This window comes from Segatella albensis DSM 11370 = JCM 12258 (assembly GCF_000426565.1).
In the GTDB taxonomy this organism is placed as follows: Bacteria; Bacteroidota; Bacteroidia; order Bacteroidales; family Bacteroidaceae; genus Prevotella; species Prevotella albensis.
Map to the genome: position 1 here is coordinate 156,834 of NZ_AUFP01000006.1, position 20,398 is coordinate 177,231.

16 protein-coding genes are annotated in these 20,398 nt (G+C 42.0%); 8 read left to right on the plus strand and 8 right to left on the minus strand.

The window, feature by feature from the left end:
• Positions 1-15 precede the first annotated feature (15 nt).
• Positions 16-675: an HAD family hydrolase gene (locus K333_RS0104855; protein ID WP_024989548.1), complete on the minus strand. Its 660-nt coding sequence runs from the start codon at positions 673-675 to the stop codon at positions 16-18.
• Between the two features lie 168 nt (positions 676-843).
• On the opposite strand from K333_RS0104855, the gene K333_RS0104860 reads away from it, so the two are divergent.
• The gene (locus K333_RS0104860) at positions 844-1,173 is read left to right on the plus strand and encodes a hypothetical protein (RefSeq protein WP_024989547.1); all 330 of its coding nucleotides are present in this window, start codon (positions 844-846) and stop codon (positions 1,171-1,173) included.
• A gap of 442 nt (positions 1,174-1,615) precedes the next feature.
• On the opposite strand, the gene K333_RS0104865 is transcribed toward K333_RS0104860, so the two are convergent.
• Positions 1,616-2,191: a GNAT family N-acetyltransferase gene (locus tag K333_RS0104865; RefSeq protein ID WP_024989546.1), complete on the minus strand. Its 576-nt coding sequence runs from the start codon at positions 2,189-2,191 to the stop codon at positions 1,616-1,618.
• A 10-nt stretch (positions 2,192-2,201) separates the two neighbouring features.
• Positions 2,202-2,741 carry a flavodoxin family protein gene (locus K333_RS0104870; protein ID WP_024989545.1) on the minus strand — a complete coding sequence of 180 codons (540 nt, stop codon included), beginning with the start codon at positions 2,739-2,741 and terminating at the stop codon, positions 2,202-2,204.
• 240 nt (positions 2,742-2,981) lie between these two features.
• Between K333_RS0104870 and K333_RS13555 the strand changes: the two genes are divergently transcribed.
• The 4 genes from K333_RS13555 (at position 2,982) to K333_RS0104890 (ending at position 9,323) form a co-directional block, all read left to right on the plus strand.
• Positions 2,982-3,107 (plus strand): hypothetical protein, encoded by a 126-nt coding sequence (locus K333_RS13555; protein WP_262498682.1) that lies wholly within the window; start codon positions 2,982-2,984, stop codon positions 3,105-3,107.
• A 209-nt stretch (positions 3,108-3,316) separates the two neighbouring features.
• The gene (locus K333_RS0104880; RefSeq protein WP_024989544.1) at positions 3,317-4,837 is read left to right on the plus strand and encodes a class I SAM-dependent DNA methyltransferase; all 1,521 of its coding nucleotides are present in this window, start codon (positions 3,317-3,319) and stop codon (positions 4,835-4,837) included.
• A complete protein-coding gene (locus K333_RS12660; RefSeq protein WP_024989543.1) occupies positions 4,834-5,976 on the plus strand; it encodes a restriction endonuclease subunit S in 1,143 nt (380 codons plus the stop codon). The genes K333_RS0104880 and K333_RS12660 overlap by 4 nt, the downstream gene beginning before the upstream one ends.
• Before the next feature lie 14 nt (positions 5,977-5,990).
• Entirely contained in the window at positions 5,991-9,323 is a 3,333-nt protein-coding gene (locus K333_RS0104890; RefSeq protein ID WP_027452409.1) for a type I restriction endonuclease subunit R, read from the plus strand.
• A gap of 91 nt (positions 9,324-9,414) precedes the next feature.
• Here the strand turns inward: K333_RS0104890 and K333_RS13110 are convergent, their stop codons facing one another.
• The 5 genes from K333_RS13110 to K333_RS0104910 form a co-directional block, all read right to left on the minus strand.
• On the minus strand, positions 9,415-9,585 hold the full coding sequence (locus K333_RS13110) for a hypothetical protein (RefSeq protein WP_154652987.1): 171 nt from the start codon (positions 9,583-9,585) through the stop codon (positions 9,415-9,417).
• A gap of 200 nt (positions 9,586-9,785) precedes the next feature.
• Positions 9,786-11,936, minus strand: coding sequence for a peptidylprolyl isomerase (locus K333_RS0104895; RefSeq protein ID WP_024989538.1), 2,151 nt, complete (start codon positions 11,934-11,936; stop codon positions 9,786-9,788).
• A 135-nt stretch (positions 11,937-12,071) separates the two neighbouring features.
• Positions 12,072-13,340: a hemolysin family protein gene (locus K333_RS0104900; protein WP_373276996.1), complete on the minus strand. Its 1,269-nt coding sequence runs from the start codon at positions 13,338-13,340 to the stop codon at positions 12,072-12,074.
• A gap of 12 nt (positions 13,341-13,352) precedes the next feature.
• Positions 13,353-13,997, minus strand: coding sequence for an LptA/OstA family protein (locus K333_RS0104905; RefSeq protein ID WP_024989536.1), 645 nt, complete (start codon positions 13,995-13,997; stop codon positions 13,353-13,355).
• Positions 13,997-15,292 carry a membrane protein gene (locus tag K333_RS0104910; protein ID WP_024989535.1) on the minus strand — a complete coding sequence of 432 codons (1,296 nt, stop codon included), beginning with the start codon at positions 15,290-15,292 and terminating at the stop codon, positions 13,997-13,999. Before K333_RS0104910 ends, K333_RS0104905 begins: the two co-directional genes overlap by 1 nt.
• A 151-nt stretch (positions 15,293-15,443) precedes the next feature.
• Here K333_RS0104910 and K333_RS0104915 point away from each other — a divergent pair, with 151 nt between their 5' ends.
• The 3 genes from K333_RS0104915 to secA all read left to right on the plus strand — a co-directional run bounded on the left by K333_RS0104915 (position 15,444) and on the right by secA (position 20,390).
• Entirely contained in the window at positions 15,444-16,568 is a 1,125-nt protein-coding gene (locus tag K333_RS0104915; RefSeq protein ID WP_024989534.1) for a lipoprotein N-acyltransferase Lnb domain-containing protein, read from the plus strand.
• Positions 16,569-16,586: 18 nt separating this feature from the next.
• Positions 16,587-16,949 carry a hypothetical protein gene (locus K333_RS12665; protein ID WP_051230882.1) on the plus strand — a complete coding sequence of 121 codons (363 nt, stop codon included), beginning with the start codon at positions 16,587-16,589 and terminating at the stop codon, positions 16,947-16,949.
• Positions 16,950-17,030: 81 nt separating this feature from the next.
• The gene (secA, locus tag K333_RS0104925; RefSeq protein ID WP_024989532.1) at positions 17,031-20,390 is read left to right on the plus strand and encodes a preprotein translocase subunit SecA; all 3,360 of its coding nucleotides are present in this window, start codon (positions 17,031-17,033) and stop codon (positions 20,388-20,390) included.
• The last annotated feature ends 8 nt before the right edge of the window (positions 20,391-20,398 follow it).

Sequence of the window (20,398 nt, forward strand, 5' to 3'; positions counted from 1 at the left end):
AAATTGGCGGCAAAGTTAAACATTTTTTTGCATATCGCCAAACAAAGCTTTGATTTTTGCTATATTCATGTCCTTATAGTCAGCGATCACCACATCCGAGTATGGTGCGATAGCCTCAGCATCATTCGTTGTAGCCAGTCCGATCACGAGTTCTCCGGCAGCCCGTACGGCTTTCAAACCGTTGAAACTATCTTCAAAGCCCACACATTCTTCCGGTCTTGCGCCGAATTTTCCGGCACCAATCAGATAACATTCCGGATCCGGTTTACTCTTTGAGAAATCCTCGCTTGTGAGTATATAGTCGAAGAGTTTCTTGAAGTCTGGATGCTGTCGATATACGGCTTCCATCTTCGGTCGGTTACTACTTGTCACCACAGCCGTGCCGATACCATTATCCTTTAGTTCACGGAGCAATTTCTGCAGACCATCGATATATTCGAAAGACATATTGCCCTCAAAAGCATTCAGTCTGTCCGTAATTTCATCACGGTATTTTGCCAATTCTCCATCAAAGTACTTATCATAGATTTGTACCAGGGTCTGTCCCTTGATTTTATATTCCAGACCGGGAAGTTCCGGATGAAATTCCTTACAGATACCACCCCAGAATATCGTATACTGAGGTTCCGTGTCGAATACTACCCCATCAAGATCAAATAACGCTGCTTTTAACATTTTTCTCTATTTTGTTTGTTCCATTTACAAAGGTACGAAATAATGCTGACATACAAAAGTTTTTTAAGAAAAATGCGTCTGTGCATATACGCTGCACAGACGCACGATATCTTTGCAGCGTGAAATCAAAACAACAAGTATAACAATTAAACGAATATCATTATGTGTATGCCATTAGAACCAAAAAGAGCTTCGAGACGCTCTAACAAGAAATCAGGAACCAAGACAATGATTACCAAGGAGAAGGTGGAAGATATTCTCTACATGGGAAATTTCTCATGTGATTATAAAACTGATGATGAGGAGGATTACCACCCTTATGACGGATGTACCAGCAATCTGTATATGGTTGTAGAAGATGACACCACTACCGTTGAGGTTGCCGGACGTAAAAGTCCTCTGTACAAGGAAGGTTATCAGACGATTATCATGGATGCTCCTTTCTTCCCTGCTACGTTCTTATTACGTACGGAGGTGGATCATAGCGAGGAGGAATGAGTGACTATCCCTTTTTACAAATTTTAAACATTCTCGCGAAACTGTTAAAAGAAAAATGTTCGTCTTTTTGCTCCATCTAGGAAATATCGGAACCCATAAGGGCCTCAACAGCACAAAAGATACTCCGCAAAAAGGTGATTTTCTGAACGAAGTTAACTTCATCAGCTTACGAAGTTAACTTCGTCGATCGACGCGAATAGGTTTGTAGCCTTACGCTGTTAACTGAATAAGTCTACAAATCAGGTATATTTCGATAATAAAATTACCGAAGAAATGACAACTCATTGATAATCAACAAGTTGTAATTTGCTCATATTTTTAATATTCATAATCACCCCGTCTTCCATTTTGAATTTGCGAATTATGAGCATTTTTGTAAGTTGAGAATTAAGGAATAATAAGATTTATTAAACTTCGCAGGATTCAAGTTGCGGACACCCCTTTATTGGGAATGAAAGAGTAGAAAATGTTTCATAGGGTGCCCGCCCCAACGATTATCATTGACATAACGGAATCCTACAGAAGCATATAGAGCCTCGCCGGCAGGATTGCCTTTATCTACGAGTAGTCCGACACATGGTAGTTGCATTCTGTCAGCTTTCTCCTTGGTAGCCATCAGAAGGCGCCGGGCAATGCCTTGGCGCCGATATTCCGGCGACACGGCCAAAGAGTCGAGATAGAGTTCACCGGCTTGCGTTTCGTCATCCATACCAGAATGATCTTTCCCGATATATTTTTGAGCAGACAGGATGAAAGCTCGGCGCAATTCATGAAGTATGGCACCGTCGTAACTGACAGCAACGCCTACGACCTTATCACCATCCATTGCTACGATGGTATTCTTATAGCTATATTGAGAATCCTCGCGTTCCACCAAGTCTATCATCATCTTCCGAAAATCGTCCAAGCCATGCCCCACTCCACAGAAATGCAGACAACATTCGTCTGTCATTGCCATCATAATCAATGAAGCAATTGCCGACGCTTGCCCTTTGCTAGCTTTTCTTATCTCAGTCATTTATCAGACATTAACAGATCTTAGTTCCCATTTCGTAAGCCTCCTGCAACTTAGCATTACCTTCGATGGCCTTTGGTTCGTTTACGCCTCCGCAGAAGAGCGTACCGGCCAAACGACTCTTGGGATAGCAAGCTATCCAACCGCTCAGTCCGACCTCGGCACGTTTCGGAGTCTCCGGTTCTTCATCGGCAGCCGTGGTCAACAGATACACATCACGGAACTTATAATCACGACCGTACATAGCATTCATGCGGTCGATAAGCGTCTTCATCTGTCCGCTCATCTCATAATAGTAGATTGGTGTTGCCCAAACGATGACATCGGCTTCCATCACCTTGGCCATGATATCATTGACATCGTCCTTGATGGCACAATGCCCCAGTTTGTGACACGCCATACAGCCTCTACAGAACTGGATCTCTTTGCCGGAGAGTGAAATCTTCTCTACTTCGTTTCCGGCTGCTTGAGCACCTTCCACGAACTTGTCAGCGAGTATATCGCTGTTGGAACCATGACGAAGACTCGTCGATATTACTATTACCCGTTTCATCTTATCTTTTCTTTGATACTTCAAATATTTTTGTATTTTCAATGAATTTGGCAAATATAATCATTTTCCATGAAACCCAAAAATATTATTATTAAAATAAACATTGTCTTCTTATCCCGAACGCATCCCGAAGGATTCCCGAACAGTACGAACCGATATTAACATAGTTTTTGTCTCTGTGCAGAAAGGTTGCACAAAGATGATATACCTTTGTCCCGTGAAACTTAAAATAGAACGATTATGAAATTTCTTAGATTTTTATTTTCATCGATTTTGCTAAAGAGTGGCAAAAACAGAAGGGATGATAACGACCTATATGATGATTATTATGATGAGGATTATGACGAGGATTTTGATGAATTATAGGGGCAAATAGGCGGGAAAACGGCAAATATAGCACGAATATTCATAAAATACTTGCCAATTTTTCTCTATTAAAGTAAAAAATTGTAGTTTTGCAGATAAATAGAAAAACTACAGACAAAATGCTCTCTAATACTGTTACTTTCTACCCTGGAAGTAAATCTATCTATGAGCTCTTGTGTAATGAAAAGTATAAGACTAAAAAACAGAATATGATCACAGGCGATATAAAAAACAAAATCGACCAGATATGGGATACGTTCTTCGTGGCTGGTATCACCAATCCGATAACGGTATTGGAACAGATGACGTATATCTTCTTTATGAAGATGCTCGATGACAAGCAGTTGCAAGAGGAGGCGAATGCCCGCGACTGGGATGCTGAGGTTCAGAATCCTACTTTCCCTGCCGGTGAGCGATGGGTGAACCCGGAAGCTACTACCGAAGAGGAGAAGACCGGAATACCTTACGAGCATCTCCGTTGGCACGTGTTCAAGAACTTCGGTTCTGACAATATGTTCAAGATTGTGCGACAGAGTGTTTTCGAGTTCATCAAGCATATCGGAACAGGCGAAGAGAGTGCTTATAGCCGTTATATGAAGTCGGCGATATTCCTCATCCCTAACGCCCGTACCCTCTCTAAGGTCGTTGACGGCGTTGATGCCCTTGACATGAACAACCGTGATACCATGGGTGACGTATATGAGTACATCCTTGGCAAGATGGCTGCTTCCGGCACGAACGGACAGTTCCGCACGCCTCGCCATATCATCCGTATGATCGTGGAGATGATGGAGCCTACCCCACAGGATTATATCTGCGACCCAGCCATGGGTAGCGCCGGTTTCCTCGTTGAGGCCGTGAAATATATCAAGGAAAAGAACGAGGAGGCTCTGTTTGCGCAGGACGAGATGGAGCACATCAAGACCAACATGATAAACGGTTTCGATACCGACCAGACGATGCTTCGCATTGGTGCCATGAACTTGTTGCTTCACGACATCAGCAGTCCGAACCTTGCATGGCGTGATTCTCTTTCCGAGCAGAATGAGGACCAGAACTGTTACTCGCTCATCATGGCGAACCCTCCTTTTGCCGGTAGTCTGGATAAGGGAAACATCAACAAGAAGATTCTTGCCTATGCGAATACCAAGAAGACGGAATTATTGTTCCTTGCTCAGTTTGTTCGCTCTTTGGAGGTTGGTGGTCGTTGTGCCAGCATCGTCCCGGACGGTGTGTTGTTTGGTACCAGTAAGGCGCATATCGCCATACGCAAAGAGATCGTAGAGCATCAGCAGTTGCGTGCTGTCATCTCTATGCCGAGTGGTGTCTTCAAACCTTATGCGGGAGTAAGTACGGCTGTCCTCATCTTTACCAAGACCAATAGTGGCGGTACGGATAAGGTATGGTTCTATGACATGAGAGCTGATGGTTATTCGCTCGATGACAAGCGAAGTGAAATCTCTGAGAACGATATTCCTGATATTGTTGCTCGTTTCCACAATCTCAAAGCTGAGGAAAGTCGAACTCGCAAAGAGCAAAGTTTCTTTGTCCCTATAGATGAGATTCGCGAAAATGATTATGATCTCTCTATCAACAAGTACAAGGAGGTGGAGCGTGAAAAGGTGGAATATGAACCTGTCAAGGATATTCTCGCTCGCTTGGAAAAGACGGAAAGCGAATACGTGAAAAGTTATAGCGAACTTTACAAGATGTTAGAGGAAAAGGCATGAGAGAAGGTTGGGAACAATATAGATTTGACGAAGTATTTAACTTGCAAATGGGTAAGACTCCAGACAGAAAAACGCCACAGTATTTTGGTGGAGATAATGTTTGGGTTTCTATTCGTGACTTGGTCAAAAAAGAAATATTTGACTCAAATGAGCACATCACAGACGAAGCTATTTTAGCCTCTAACATTCGCCAAGTGAAAAAAGGTACGGTTATCATGAGTTTCAAACTAACTGTGGGAAAGTGTGCAATTGCGGGAAAAGATTTATATACTAATGAGGCTATTATAGCCTTCAACCTAAAAGAAGGTTATGAGATAATTCCTAACTTTTTATATTATTACTTACAGGGCTATAAATGGGAAGGAGCAAATAAAGCTGTAATGGGCTTAACTCTTAATAAAGCAACCATTTCAAAACATAAAATAGCTTTTCCTCCTCTTTCTACTCAGCAATCTATTGTATCAGAACTTGATAAGATCAACGAGTTAATTTCTTTAAAGAAATCACAATTGGAAGATCTTGATTCTCTTGCTCAAAGCATATTCTATGATATGTTTGGTGACCCCGTTGAAAATGAAAAAGGATGGGCTACAGAAGTAATAGGTAAAATTGCACCTTGCGTTTCATATAAAGGAGAAATCGTATCAAAAGAAGGGAAATACTGGTTACTGAACCTTGATATGGTAGAATCTATGACAGGAAGGGTAATTGATAGAAAATATGTTGAGAAATCTAAGATTGGTAATTCTACATTTACCTTCAATGAAGACAATGTTTTATATTCCAAATTGCGCCCATATTTAAATAAAGTTGTGATACCTAACGGTAATGGTTATTGTACATCCGAGCTTCTTCCATTGTTACCAGATAAAAAACATCTCAACAGAATCTTTCTTGCTTTTGTGTTAAGAAATAAATCTTTTGTAGATTTCATTAATATAAAGGTTGCAGGAGCTAAGATGCCGAGAGTTTCAATGACCGATTTTAGGAATTTTAAACTAATTCTTCCGCCTCTGCCTCTCCAGCAAACATTCGCTGAAAGAATTTCTGCTATTGAGCAACAGAAGCTACAAATCAGTTCTACGATAAAGACCCTCGAAACCTTACTTGCATCCCGGATGCAGTATTGGTTTGACTAAAACAATTAACGCCCATGAAGAATTTCGACTTTATCCAGCTTTTGGCTCAGCAGATACCGAGCTTTAGCCAACTGCACGCATATTGCGATAAGGCAGAAATATTTCAGAATTCCTTCCCGGAGGAGTCGGCCGGCAATGCCCGTAAGGCTTTGGAATGGCTGGTAAAACAGCATCTGGCTATGGCTTCGGTAACGCTCGAAAAGCACGAGACGCTCAGCGATATGATGAGGCGACCGGAAATTGATGCTTTCATCAACGAAGACTATGTATTTAAGCAGGATATGTTTACCGTGAAGAAGATCGGCAACTATGCCTCTCATATCGGTACTCAGACCATAAGAAAGAATGATGCTTTCATCTGCTTGCGTGCTTTATATTATGTCGTTAGCGGATTCCTGTATCGCTGGAAGGCTATCAAGAGCATTCAGGCTTTCGACGCTACCCTTGTGCCACAGGTGTTCCCGGGTGTTCATGTTGAATCATCGGAAGAGCCGAAGGTTGCTATCGATGTGGTCAACAGCGTGCCACAAGAGGTCGTAGAGAATCCTGTCATCCCGGGCGAAAAACCGAGGGAGTCGCTTGCCAGCGAGGCTATCACCAGGAAGTGCCTTATCGACTATATGCTCAACGAGGCTAAATGGGATATCCTCACCGCGAAGGGCGACATACAAGGGGGAAAGGCTTGTATCGAGGTAAAGGTGAAAGGTATGCCTACGCCAAGCGGTATAGGTTATTGCGACTATGTGTTATTCAGTAAAGGTGGTAAACCTTTGGCTGTTATCGAGGCAAAGAGTACCATCCAGAATGCCGGGAAAGGTAGAAAACAAGCAATTATGTATGCGGATTGCTTGGAAGCCAAGTACGGTGTTCGCCCTGTCATCTATTACACCAATGGCTATGTAACCAAGGTCATTGACGGTATGGGTTATCCAGACCGTGACGTTATTTCATTCCATAGCCATGAGGACTTGGAATATCTGATTCAGAAACGTGGACGTGCTGACATCACGGACTTGACCATCGATGATGCGATAACCAATCGACCTTATCAGAAGACGGCCATCAAGAGTCTCGTGGAATGGCTCAACATGAAGCATCGCCGTGGTCTGCTCGTATTGGCAACGGGTACGGGAAAAACTCGTGTGAGCATTGCGCTCTGTAAGTTGCTCACCAATAACAATTGGGTCAAGAATGTGTTGTTCTTGGCCGACCGCACGGAACTGGTGGGTCAGGCGCGAAGCAATTATGAGAATCTGCTACCCAGCGAGTCGATGACGTCGCTATCTGATGACGATGAACCTGATTTGGAGGCTCGGTTCGTTTTCTCTACCTACCAGACGATGATCAACTATATCAATGATGCTAATACAAAATTCAGCATCGGACACTTCGACCTTATCATCATCGATGAGGCGCATCGCTCGGTATTCGGAAAATATAAGGCTATCTTCGATTATTTCGATTCGCTCCTCATCGGTCTGACGGCAACGCCTCGTGACGAGATCGACAAGAATACGTTCCGTCTGTTGGAACTGGAGAATGAACCTAACTTTGAATATAATTTCGAGGAGGCGGTGAAGGATGGTTATCTCGTGCCGTACAAGGCAAAACTGCATCATTCGAAGATCATCAACAATGGTATCAAATATGATGACCTTACTTCTGAACAGCGTGATGAACTGGAGAAGGTGTGGGATTATGAGAAGATGCTGAAGGGTATCGACCCTAATAAGGAGTATCATCGTGATATTGAGGGCAATGAGATCTTCCGTTATCTCATCAATGATGATACCATCGACAATGTACTGTCGGAGTTGATGGAAAATGGACTGAAGATAAGAAGTGGCGAGGATATCGGTAAGACGATCATCTTTGCCTATAATCATAAGCATGCTGAAAGAATCGTGGAGCGGTTTCATACGCTCTATCCTAACCGTGGAGCTGATTATTGCCAATTGATAGATAACCAGGTGAAGCATCATGACAAGATCATCCGTGACTTCAAGATGCCTGAGAAGTTGCCACAGATTGCCGTCAGCGTGGATATGCTCGACACGGGTATCGATGTGCCTGAGGTGTTGAACCTTGTATTCTTCAAGGTCGTTAAGTCGAAGATTAAGTTTGAACAGATGATCGGTCGCGGTACGCGTCTGTGCCCTAACATATTCGGGGAAGGAAAGGATAAAGAGTTGTTCTATATCTTTGACTGGTGTGGTAACTTTGATTATTTCTCTGAGAATCCGGAGGGTATCGGCTCTTCTAACAGTATGTCGTTGACCGAGAGACTTTTCTCGCTGAGACTTGATATCGCAAAGGAGTTGCAGAGTGCGAACCATCAGGAGAAGGAGTTCGACAAGAAATTGCATGATGACCTGAAAGTGTTACTGCATCAGCAAGTTAGGAGCATCGTAAAGGAGCGCAAGGATGCACGCCCGTACTGGGGAATCATCGAACCTTTCCGTGATAAGGACAGGTGGACATGTCTTTCTGAAGAGGATGTCTTAAAACTTAAGGAAATCGGTAAACTCATTCCAAAGGACAGCGATGATGAGTCGGCGAAGAAGTTTGATGTCATCATGCTGCATCTGCAACTGGCCCTTATCAATCCGGAAGTTCATGCAGGACAGTTCAAACAGGTGGTGGTGAACATCGCTTCTCATCTGGAGAAAAAGGGAACTGTGCCTATTGTCATGGCACGCATCAACACCATCAGAAAAGTGCAGAAACCGCAATTCTGGGAGGAGGAGTCGCTTAATGGACTTGAATACGTGAGAACGGAACTACGAGACCTCATCAAACTCCTTGAGGATACTCGTAAGACGAAGAAGTTTATCATAGATATCGACGATCCTTACGAGATGGTAGAAACGATTGGGGATTCTGTCATCCAGACTTCGTACAAACAGCGTGTCATCGATTATCTGGCCAAGAATACTGATAACCCTACCCTACATAAGATTCAAAACTTTGAGCAACTTACCTCTGCTGACTTTGCTGAGTTGGAACGTATCTTCTTTGAGGAACTCGGTACGCGTAAGGAGTTTGAAGAACTGGCTGAGGGGCATCCGTATAAGAATAATGTGGCTGCTTTCATCCGTGTCATCAATGGTATCGACAGGAAGAAGGCGTTACAGATATATCAAAACTTCATCAATGACAGTAATTTAACGTCTGAACAGGAGCGTTACCTAAAGAATATCCTCGATTATGTAAGTGTGAACGGTGACATCGAAACAAAGAGTTTCATGGAATATCCGCTGAAAATGAATAATTGGCGTGGTGCCTTCGGTGATCACTTCATCCAACTGAAGGATTTCGTTAAGCAGATTCACCGGGTGATATCTTAATGATTGCCCAGCTATATAAAGATGCATGTGGTAAGAAAGAATATATGAGCAAAACCAGAAGTTTTGCTCTTTTTTTTGTATTTATTTTTGTCTATGCAGATTGGTTGCATCGCTCTTCCTCGTTGGCGTGGGTAAGGTGAAAATATGGAGAGAACTCTGTCGTTATCAGTACGGCAAATTTGGAACCTGGAGAGTATTGTCTTGCTATCACAAACATGATGACTAATACTAAATCTGCAAAGGTGTATACTTTTAGAATCAAACAATAATTTATCCTCAAGGTGTATTACTGATAAGAATAAAAAAGAGGATATGTCAACGTCTTGACATATTCTCTTTATGATTAATAACTTATCAGCTATAATGAGCCTGTAAATGAGCCTGTAAATTAAAAATAATAAACCCCGGGAGTAAAAAACTCCCGGGGTTTTCATATATATATAAAATTACTGATCTCTCTACTTAGAAGAACAAGTAGCGGTTATCTACTACATCGGCGTTGAGGTAAAGCTCCTGCATGAAGTTGCCGGCATACTGCATTGCCTTCTGACGACACTTCTGCTCCTGGGCTTTCTCATCGAACTTAACAGGACGCATCTTCTTGCTTACTACCTGGAACAAGTAAACTCCGGCATTACCCTTTACTGGATGTGAAGCAAACTTGCCATTGGCTGTTGCATATACTGCTCCTGAAAGTGCTGGCTCGCTGGCACCTGTTGCTGAAATGAATACTGGAGCTGCAAAGGTTACCTGATCTACTGAAGAAATCTTTGCTCCCTTGGCCTTAGCGGCTGCAATGCTCTTTACTCCATTCAACTTGGCCATGATCATCTCTGCCTTCTTGTCGCGAAGAACCTCGGCCTTGACCATTTCCTTAACCTGTGGATCCTCTAAACCGCGATATCCTTTGGCGTGAATCTTGTCGAGTACTACTACCAACAGGTGGTCGTTGTTACCACACTCATACATTGGTGATACTTCGCCTTCTTTTGCATCAAAGAGCCACTTCAATGCATCACGTGTAGAATGGATATTTGCGATATAATGTGATGATGTTGTTACATCTTTCAACTCTTGTACCTTGTAACCGCTCTTTGCTGCGTTCTTTACAATAGACTCTGCTGACTGATTTGCACTAACAAATGATGAGAACTTGTTGTATGCTGAACGATAGGTCTCCTGTGAGAAGTCTACTGTCTTCTTGATAACTGCTGCTGTGAAGTTCTCCTTGAAACCCTTGCGGTCGAGAACCTGAAGGATGATGTTTCCTTGGGTCAGGGCTACATTGTTCAAAGAGTTTACTTCTCCATTCTGAATGGCATTGACAATGGCCTTGTTGTCTGCTGATGCGCTCTGAGCAAGCATACCTACTAGCTGCTGTGATGTTGCCCAAATCTTCTCGCCTGTCTGACCGTACTTCTTAGAGAGTGCTTCGAAATCGGCTCCTCCCTTAAGGGCGGTATATACTGAATCGGCGGTCTTCTTTGCTGCATTGACATCTGCACCTCCTACCTGAATCATGCGATACTGTACTGAATCTGGAAGTGATACCTTTGCCAAAAGTTTTACTATGTTCAAGGTGTTGTCACCGGCGTTGTACTTCACGGTAGATGTTGTACCTGCTGAGATAGAATCTAACATTGAAGCGATGTCTTGTGGGAAGAACTCTTTAGGAGCTGGTGCACCAAGATATGGAATCAAAGATGCGCTCTTGCGAACAACTTCTGTTGGATCTGTTACGGTTGACAATGTCTTCTGGTAGCCTGCAAACTCTTTATTCAAAGCAGCACGGTCGGCATTGCTTGCGTTAACCTGGAAGTCTACAAACTTGATGTCGCGACTCTCTACTGACTGCTTGAAACGTGGCTTCAACTCGTCATACTTCTCCTTGAGATCGCTCTCTGTGATCTTTACCTTGCTGTCTGCAATATCTGAATATGGGAATGCTGCCAACTGAATATTGTTCTCTTCGTTCTCTTCCTTGAATGCCATCTTGGCTTCTACTGGATTTGATAGGAAACAATGTGCTAACAAGCTCTGATATTTCTGTGCAAGAGTCTGCTGACGTAATGTCTTCTCGATAAAACTCCAATACTTGTAAATCTTGTCGTACTGCTCTTGAACCTGTGCATTTCCAGCTGCCTTGTTGGCTTTATAATCTGCAAGGAACTTCTGCAATGCTGATGCATCGAAACGGCCTGTCTGCTGATTTACAAACGGTGTCTGAAGAAGCATTGGATTGGTACCTTCCTTTAGGATATTCTGCAACTCTTCGTCGGTAACGGTCAAGCCGAGTTCCTTAGCTTCTTTCTCTACAAGCTTTGACTGTACATAGGTGTTCCAAACCATATCCTTAACCTGATTCAACTGGTCTTCAGAAAGGTTCTCGGTACCCTGTTGCATCTTAATCACTTCAGTGTACTCATCGACTAATTTCTGGAAATCATTTACATTGATTTTCTCTCCTAACACTTCACCTACCTGCTGACGCTGATCATTCTGTGTTGACTCACATGAACGAAAAGCTTCTTCGGCGATGAAGGCAAAAAGGCCAAAACCGATAATACAAATCAGAATAATACCTTTTTGTCTGATTTTTCCTAATGCTGCCATTTTTAATAGTTTTATATTTGTTTTATTCTATTCTTTCATGAATATTAGTTAACGTTCTCATTGAGTATCTCTCAAATTGCCTACAAAAATAATAATAAATTATCAAACAAAGGAATTTTTCGTGCGAAAATACACTTACAAATTAACTTTTAGCTTGACAAGTTCTATTTTCGTCATCGTATTTTTGATAATCTTAAATTCAAATTTGTCTATTTTTACTACTTCATTGAGTTTGGGGAAACTTTCATAGTAATGAAGTATCAAGCCGCCTATGGTCATGTACTCATCGCTTTCTGGTAAATCGAGATTGAACATGCTGTTTACTTTGTCGATCTCCAAACGCCCTGAAAGTAGAAACTCGTTCTCGCTAACTTGTTTGGATATGTAGTTGCTATTGTCGTGTTCGTCTTCTATATCACCAAAGATTTCTTCGACGATATCTTCCAGACTGACAATGCCACTGGTTCCGCCAAATTCGTCGATAACGACGCCTAGGGTCTTCTTCTGCTGAAGGAATGTCTTCATCAGTTTCTGAGCGGGCATGGTCTCTGGTACGAAAGGCATCGTTCGAATGTATTCCTTCCAGTTGTTGCGATGACGAAACATCTCTGAACTATGAATATAACCTATGATATGGTCTATATCTTCGTGATATACTATAATCTTGGAATTTCCACTTTCTATGAAGGTCTGCTCGAGTTCTTCCAAACTGCAGGTGTCTTCTACGGCATTGATCTCTGTACGGGGTATCATACAGTCTCTGATCTTGGTATCGGTAAAGTCTAACGCGTTCTGGAATATCTTTACTTCGTCTTCTACATCTTCGGCTTTGGAGTTGTCTATGGAACTCTGAACAAGATAATCCAAATCGACTTTGGAGAAACCTTCGTCGTCGCTCTTGTTGTCCATGTTTATTCCGAAAACTTTCAGTATTGCTTTGGAAAGTAGTGTCGCAAACTTGGAGATTGGCCACAAGAGGATATAGAAGATATAGGCTATAGGTGAAAAGATGGTTAGTAATCTGTTCGGATTACTCTTGAAGAATGTCTTCGGCAGGAACTCTCCCGTAAACAACACAACGAGTGTGGAGGCTATTGTGTCGAGAATAACTTGGGTAGCGGATGTGAATGGGGCAAATAATGTTTTGTCGAAGATTTCGGCAAACAGAATTCCATACAGTACCAACACGATATTGTTACCGACCAGCATTGTCGACACAAAACCATTTGGATGGGAATAAAAGACAGATAATATCTTTTGGACAAAACCGTTCTTTTCTTTATCCATCTCGACAAGCATCCGGTTACTGGCCACAAAGGCAATCTCCATTCCACTAAAGAAGGCGGACATGACCATGGTAACTAGAATGCCAATGAAATATGTTATTTCTATATCTCCAAACATCGCTATTTAATTTCAAGGAATATTGGAACTCTTTGGCTGTGGTGTTGCTCGAGGACGTAAGGTGCCCTTTACGGAGTCTGGCTGTGAACGCATTGTATCGGAAGGGGATTCCATCATCTCTCCCTTTACAAATGAGCCTCGGGTATTCGAGACATAATACTTCGTCATCTGTTCATCACTCCTAAAATAACTGCCTTCAAGTCGTCTGTCTGGTGTTATCAGACGGGAGTATTTATAAGAATATATCTCATGGGCATTCTCATCCCAATATAGTTCCTCACTAGAGAAGCGAATATTATCTTTTGTCAGGATACGTACTCGTCCTCTCATCACCCATAGTTTCTGCTGATTGTAATATATAGCGCTGTCACATTGGATGTAGCTATATATATGAAACTTCTGATCAAAGGCTTCCAAAAAGACGCCCTTATCAAAGGTCCATCTCGGGGGATTCTTTACTTCATTGATATCCCATCGTTCTGTAACGATACGATATTTTATAACACCCGAATCTGATATCAACGTGTTTACACCATAAGATGTCATCACTGACGCTGAATCTCTCGGAAGTATAGCGGGTGCTGTGTGTTCCTTCTGTTCTTCGCAAGATGCAAAAAAGAGAACACCTAATATTATATATAATAGTATTTGTTTCATTACTCAACCTTCCACTTCATGAACCAACGCTCATTGAAGGTAAGACCTATATTAATACGAAATGTATTTTCTTTTATCATTCCTGGTGCCCACTGACGAACCCACTGACCACTAATATTCAAAATTGATCTGTTGTTCATGGAGTTGACGATAGGTATACCAAATCCAAGACTCGCACTAACTTCCTTAGGACCATTGTTTCCGTTTATCTTATAATATGGTGTGGCATATGAAACTCCTGCACGATAGTGGACGCGACGGACGAATATTCGGTCGTATTCTCGTGGACAATATTCGCCTCCTAATGTTAGCTTCTTGCGGGTTAGATAATTTCCATACTGCATGGAAGAGGTTGAACTATTGTCACTCGCAAATGTTGGCTGCGGAAGTTTACCCCATCTCTGAACGGTAAAATCGGCACCGACCTTCAATGAATTGTCATAATTATAGGTGAAACCTGCACCATACATATCTGGCAAATCTAAACGGAGACCGTTTCCGCTCAATGTATCTGATACGACTACCGATGTATTCGTATTGATGGTTGAGGTAACCAGCTCTGGATTTCCTCCAATCTTATGCTTTGGTGAATAGGTGAAACCTAAGATAACTTTGTTCTTATCTGAAAGTGATAGTAGATACTGTGCTCCTAAATCTAATTTATAGCTGGCAACACTGGCTGAATAGTTCTTGGAAAGTGTACTGACTGATGCATTACTGAATGATAACACGACAGACTTTGTGATGTCGCCCCATAAATATGAGATGTTCGCACCTACTGACAATCCTTTGACTGGTTGCCATCCTGCTCCTAAATAAACTTGATGTAATCCACCATCTCCACTATAGGTATTGGTAGACTTCAGTGTCTCATTTCCTAACGTAGTGGTACCACTGGCATTAAAGTTGTACCCCATCGTCGTAAACGGAACAAGACCGAAACTGACGCCAAGATGTGGAGCTGCTCGGAATGCTGCTACAGCATAATCGAAACTGGAATTACGGGCATTCATCTTCTTTCCGTTCTCTTCCAAATTGGTGATCTGTCCGGATGCGCCCATGTCAAAAATAAAAGTCAAGGAGTCTAAAGCAGAATATGACGCTGGGTTTAAATAGTTCACTTGGTTATGCTCTCGGAAGCCTAAGCCAAGTCCATTCATGCCTCTGTTAAACCCGCTAAACTGCTCTGATTGTAAACCTAGGCCATATTGGCTATATGGAGAATTAGTGCCACTCTGGGCGAAAGCAGTATTTGCTACACCCATCATGAGGGCCGCTATAAATAGTTTCTTCATTTTCATTAAATTATTCTAGATTGCAAAAGTATTAAAAAAAATGGATATAAAAGAACGTTAACTCGAAAATTAAAGCTATTTTTGCATCGTGAAACGTTTTAAATATATTTTTAGAGTTATAACAACCGTTATTTTACTGAATTTAACGGCAATGGGTGCTTCTGCACAAGACATAGACTATGATTCCGTTGAGGTTTCTTTACTGACTTGCTCTCCTGGACAGGAGGTTTGGGCTCAATATGGGCACACGGCTTTGAGATGGCACGATCTGAACCCTGAACATGGTATGGATGTTGTCGTAAACTATGGTGTCTTTTCTAGTGAACAGCCTTACTTTATTCCTCGGTTTATTTTTGGATTGACTGACTATTGTGTCGGCGCTCTTCCTTATGAGGAATTTTATAAAGAATATTCATATGAAGGAAGGGGCATTATTGAGCAGGTTCTTAACTTAACTGCGGATGATAAAAAGGCTATACTGGATGCGCTCAACATCAATCTTCGTCCTGAGAATCAGACATATAGATATAATTTCTTTTACGATAACTGTACTTCTCGTGCAAGGGACATGATTGTTAATCATCTGCACGGGAAAGTAAAATATGCCGACAATGTAGACACGAAGGTGTCATATAGAGATATGATCCATCGCTGGACTCAGGATTATCCTTGGTGTCAGTTTGGTGAGGATTTACTACTTGGAGTTTATGCTGATAAGGCTACGACTAGGGCGCAACAGCAATTCTTACCGGATAATCTTCGGGCTGACTTTGCTAAAGCTATCTATAACGGGAAGCCTTTCGTTAAGAGTACAACAACTTTACTAGAACCTGAAAACTTGGTTGATTATCAGGTAATTATCAGTCCTTTTACTTTATTCTTCTTTATCTTCATTATCTCTTGCATGATTTTGATATATGAATACAAGAAGAAAAAGATATTGTGGGGATGGGATGCCTTGATGATGATAGCAGCAGGTCTCCCTGGTATTGTCCTGACTGTTATGATTTTCTCTCAGCATCCATGTGTAAGTTTGAATCTATTAATTCTATTCGGAAATCCTATTCCTTTATTCATGGTATGGAGAGCAACAAAAAGGACGAGAAGACATCAACATGACGCTTGGTGGAAGGTGTGGTTTGCTATGATGATCCTTGGCCTTTTAGGTGGATTCTTCCAGCACTATCCTACTCCTATTCTATTTATGGCATTAAGTTTGCTGTCTAGACCTTTAGTTCACATGTATATGGAACGTGCCGGTATCTATAAGGCATAACAGATATAAAAAAGAAGAATGATTGTAAATCGATATATCACAGCCCTATTGGTAGTATTAGCTGCCACAGGAGTAGAAGCGCAGAATCTCCAATCTGCAATTAAACTCGCTATGACTGGTGAGATATCGTATGAGCAGTTTATCCAACAGCCGGAAGTGAAAATGCTGGAAGATGACATTCTGTCAGTCATCAAAGCATTCAAAGAGGCAGACGAAGAGGATGATCTGCAATTCAATTATATTTCAGGATTACATTCTTTGGAATCTTATGTTCCAGCAAACATTATATTTGCTCACAAAACAAAGGTGAGGGATTTCATACAACCTATCTTGCACATCCTTCATCCTTGTTCTATTGTTATTCGGGGACCTAATAAATAAAGGAAACATGCATTTTTCAAATTATTTTTTGTAAATTTGCCCTCAATTATTAACTTTACGAATAACAATAACTAATATAAAATGAATTTAAACAAGATTTTAAAGTCTCTGTTCGGCGACAAGTCTAGTCGAGATATGAAGTTGATTCAGCCTATCGTTGAACAAGTAAAAATTGCTTATCCTGAGATTAAAGCTTTAAGCAATGATGAACTCCGTGCAAAAACACAAGAAATAAAACAGAAGGTACAGGACGCTGGTAAAGAGCAGCGTGAGAAGATCAAGGAGATCAAAGCAAAAATCGAAGATACTCCTATTGATGAACGCGAGGATCTCTTCAATGAAATTGATAAGATTCATAAGGTTGAGCTTGAAAACTATGAGGTAGCTCTCAATGAGGTATTACCAATTGCCTTCAGTATCGTAAAAGAAACTGCAAGACGTTTTACTGAAAACGAGGATACTATCGTTACAGCAACAGATTTCGACCGCGAACTGGCTGCAGACCCTAGCAAGGACTTTATCACTATCGATGGTGACAAAGCTTACTATCACAATCATTGGACTGCTGGTGGAAATGACCTGAAATGGCAGATGGTACACTATGATGTTCAGCTCTTCGGTGGTATTGTTCTACACCAGGGTAAGATCGCTGAGATGGCAACCGGTGAAGGTAAAACTCTCGTGGCTACTCTCCCAGTCTTCTTGAATGCATTAACAGGTAATGGTGTACACGTTGTTACTGTCAACGATTACTTGGCAAAACGTGACTGTGACTGGATGGGACCTCTGTATGAGTTCAATGGTCTTTCTGTAGACTGTATCGACAAGCATCAGCCAAACTCTGAAGCTCGTCGTAAGGCTTATCAGGCTGATATCACCTTCGGAACTAACAATGAGTTCGGTTTTGACTACCTGCGTGATAACATGGCGGTTTCTCCTGCTGATTTGGTACAGCGTGAACACAACTATGCTATTGTCGATGAGGTTGACTCTGTGTTAATTGATGATGCTCGTACTCCGCTCATCATCTCTGGTCCTATCCCTAAGGGTGATGATCAGATGTATGAGGAATATCAGCCATTGGTAGAACGCTTGTATGAGGTACAACGTAAACAGGCTACCGAACTTCTTGCTGAGGCAAAACAGAAGATTTCTAAAGGTATTGAGGCAAAGGATCAGGTTCTCCTCCAAGAGGGTTTCCTTGCTCTTTATCGTTCATATAAGTCTCTTCCTAAGAATAAGCCTTTGATCAAATATCTTTCTGAAGAAGGTATCAAGGCTGGTATGCTCAAAACTGAGGAGTATTATATGCAGAACAACAACCGTGAGATGCCTAAGGCTGTTGAACCGCTGTATTTCGTAGTTGATGAGAAACTTAATAGTGCTGACCTTACTGATAAAGGTGGGGCTTGGCTTGCTAAACAGACGAATGATCCTGAGTTGTTTGTATTACCTGACATCACAACTCAACTTTCTGCACTGGAGAAAGAAAAAGAGGATGGTAAGATTTCGGAAGAGGAGTATATTGACCAGAAGGATGAACTTATGGCTCACTATGGTGTACAGAGCGAACGTGTACATACGTTACAGCAACTCCTCAAGGCATACACCATGTTCAATAAAGACGATGAATATGTAGTCATGGATGGCGAGGTTAAAATCGTCGATGAACAGACTGGTCGTATCATGGAAGGTCGTCGTTGGAGTGATGGCTTACATCAGGCTATCGAGGCTAAGGAGCACGTTAAAGTAGAAGCTGCTACACAGACATACGCAACGATTACTCTTCAGAACTATTTCCGTATGTACCACAAACTTTCTGGTATGACGGGTACGGCTTCTACTGAGGCTGGAGAGTTCTGGGATATCTATAAATTAGATGTTGTCGAGATTCCTACTAACCGACCTATCGCTCGTAAAGACTTGGATGATCGTGTATATAAGACACAACGTGAGAAATATCGTGCTGTCATCGACGAGATCGAGGAAATGAGAAATCAGGGACGTCCATGCTTGGTTGGTACAACCTCTGTTGAAATTTCGGAATTGTTGAGCAAGATGCTTAAGATGCGCAATATTCCTCATCAGGTATTGAATGCGAAACTCCATGCTCATGAGGCTCAGGTTGTTGCACTCGCTGGTCAGCAAGATAGTAATGGTAAAGGTGCTGTAACGATTGCAACCAATATGGCCGGTCGTGGTACCGATATTAAACTTTCTGACGAAGTTAAAGCTGCCGGTGGTCTTGCTATCATCGGTACGGAGCGCCATGAAAGTCGACGTGTAGACCGTCAGCTTCGTGGACGTGCCGGACGTCAGGGTGACCCAGGTTCTTCTGTATTCTATGTTTCCCTCGAGGATAAGCTTATGCGACTATTCGCTAGTGAGCGCATCGCTAATGTGATGGACCGCCTTGGATTCAAGGAGGGTGAGCGCATCGAGAGTCCTATGATTTCTAAGAGTATTGAGCGTGCTCAGAAGAAGGTTGAGGAAAACAACTTTGGTATCCGTAAGAACCTGCTTGAGTATGATGATGTCATGAACAAGCAACGAACTGTAATCTACGAGAAGCGTCGCCATGCTTTGATGGGTGAACGTATCGGAATGGACATCACAAATATCATCTGGGACCGTGTTGTTAATATTGTCAACAACAATGACTTTGAAGGTGCCAAGGAGGGATTCTTGAAGGTGTTGGCTATGGAGATTCCTTTCACCGAAGAAGAATTCGAGGATGGTAACAAAGATGAACTGTCAGAGCGCGCTTTCCAAGAGGCGATAACAAGTTTCAAACGTAAAACTGAACGTATTCAAAGTGTTGCCTGGCCTATCATCAAACAGGTATATGAGAACCAGGGGGCTATATATGAGCGTATCATGGTTCCTGTAACAGATGGTAAACGAGTATATCAGATACCATGTAACCTTAAAGAAGCTTATGATTCTGAGGCAAAGTCTGTAGTCAAGGCCTTTGAGAAACAGATTATGCTCCATATCATTGATGATAACTGGAAAGAGAATCTTCGTCAGCTTGATGAACTTCGTCATTCTGTACAGAATGCTTCTTACGAGCAGAAAGATCCATTGCTGATCTTTAAACTTGAAAGTGTTAAAGTTTGGGATAGCATGATCGACGATATGAATAACCGTATGGCAAGTATCCTTATGCGTGGACAGATTCCAGAGATGCAGGAAGACTCTGTACAGGAGGCTGCACCAGAAGAGCATAGCCAGCGTTATCAGGAACAAAAGACTGATATTGAGGAAGAGCGTGAACGCGCTGAACGTGCTGCTCAACAGGCTGCAATGCATCAAGATACTCGTGAGAGTGTTGAAAGAAACCATACTCCATATATTGCTGAGAAGATGCCACGTCCTAACGATCCATGTCCTTGTGGCAGTGGCAAGAAGTTTAAGAATTGCCACGGGCGTAACATTTAATATAAATC

Coding starts and splice junctions, on each gene's coding strand:
- K333_RS0104880 (WP_024989544.1), top strand. CDS start 3,317: ATGATCACAGGCGATATAAAAAACAAAATCGACCAGATATGGGATACG.
- K333_RS0104900 (WP_373276996.1), bottom strand. CDS start 13,340: ATGTTTGGAGATATAGAAATAACATATTTCATTGGCATTCTAGTTACC.
- K333_RS12665 (WP_051230882.1), top strand. CDS start 16,587: ATGATTGTAAATCGATATATCACAGCCCTATTGGTAGTATTAGCTGCC.
- secA (WP_024989532.1), top strand. CDS start 17,031: ATGAATTTAAACAAGATTTTAAAGTCTCTGTTCGGCGACAAGTCTAGT.
- K333_RS0104910 (WP_024989535.1), bottom strand. CDS start 15,292: ATGAAGAAACTATTTATAGCGGCCCTCATGATGGGTGTAGCAAATACT.
- K333_RS0104895 (WP_024989538.1), bottom strand. CDS start 11,936: ATGGCAGCATTAGGAAAAATCAGACAAAAAGGTATTATTCTGATTTGT.
- K333_RS0104855 (WP_024989548.1), bottom strand. CDS start 675: ATGTTAAAAGCAGCGTTATTTGATCTTGATGGGGTAGTATTCGACACG.
- K333_RS13555 (WP_262498682.1), top strand. CDS start 2,982: ATGAAATTTCTTAGATTTTTATTTTCATCGATTTTGCTAAAGAGTGGC.
- K333_RS12660 (WP_024989543.1), top strand. CDS start 4,834: ATGAGAGAAGGTTGGGAACAATATAGATTTGACGAAGTATTTAACTTG.
- K333_RS0104860 (WP_024989547.1), top strand. CDS start 844: ATGCCATTAGAACCAAAAAGAGCTTCGAGACGCTCTAACAAGAAATCA.
- K333_RS0104870 (WP_024989545.1), bottom strand. CDS start 2,741: ATGAAACGGGTAATAGTAATATCGACGAGTCTTCGTCATGGTTCCAAC.
- K333_RS0104905 (WP_024989536.1), bottom strand. CDS start 13,997: ATGAAACAAATACTATTATATATAATATTAGGTGTTCTCTTTTTTGCA.
- K333_RS0104890 (WP_027452409.1), top strand. CDS start 5,991: ATGAAGAATTTCGACTTTATCCAGCTTTTGGCTCAGCAGATACCGAGC.
- K333_RS0104915 (WP_024989534.1), top strand. CDS start 15,444: ATGGGTGCTTCTGCACAAGACATAGACTATGATTCCGTTGAGGTTTCT.
- K333_RS0104865 (WP_024989546.1), bottom strand. CDS start 2,191: ATGACTGAGATAAGAAAAGCTAGCAAAGGGCAAGCGTCGGCAATTGCT.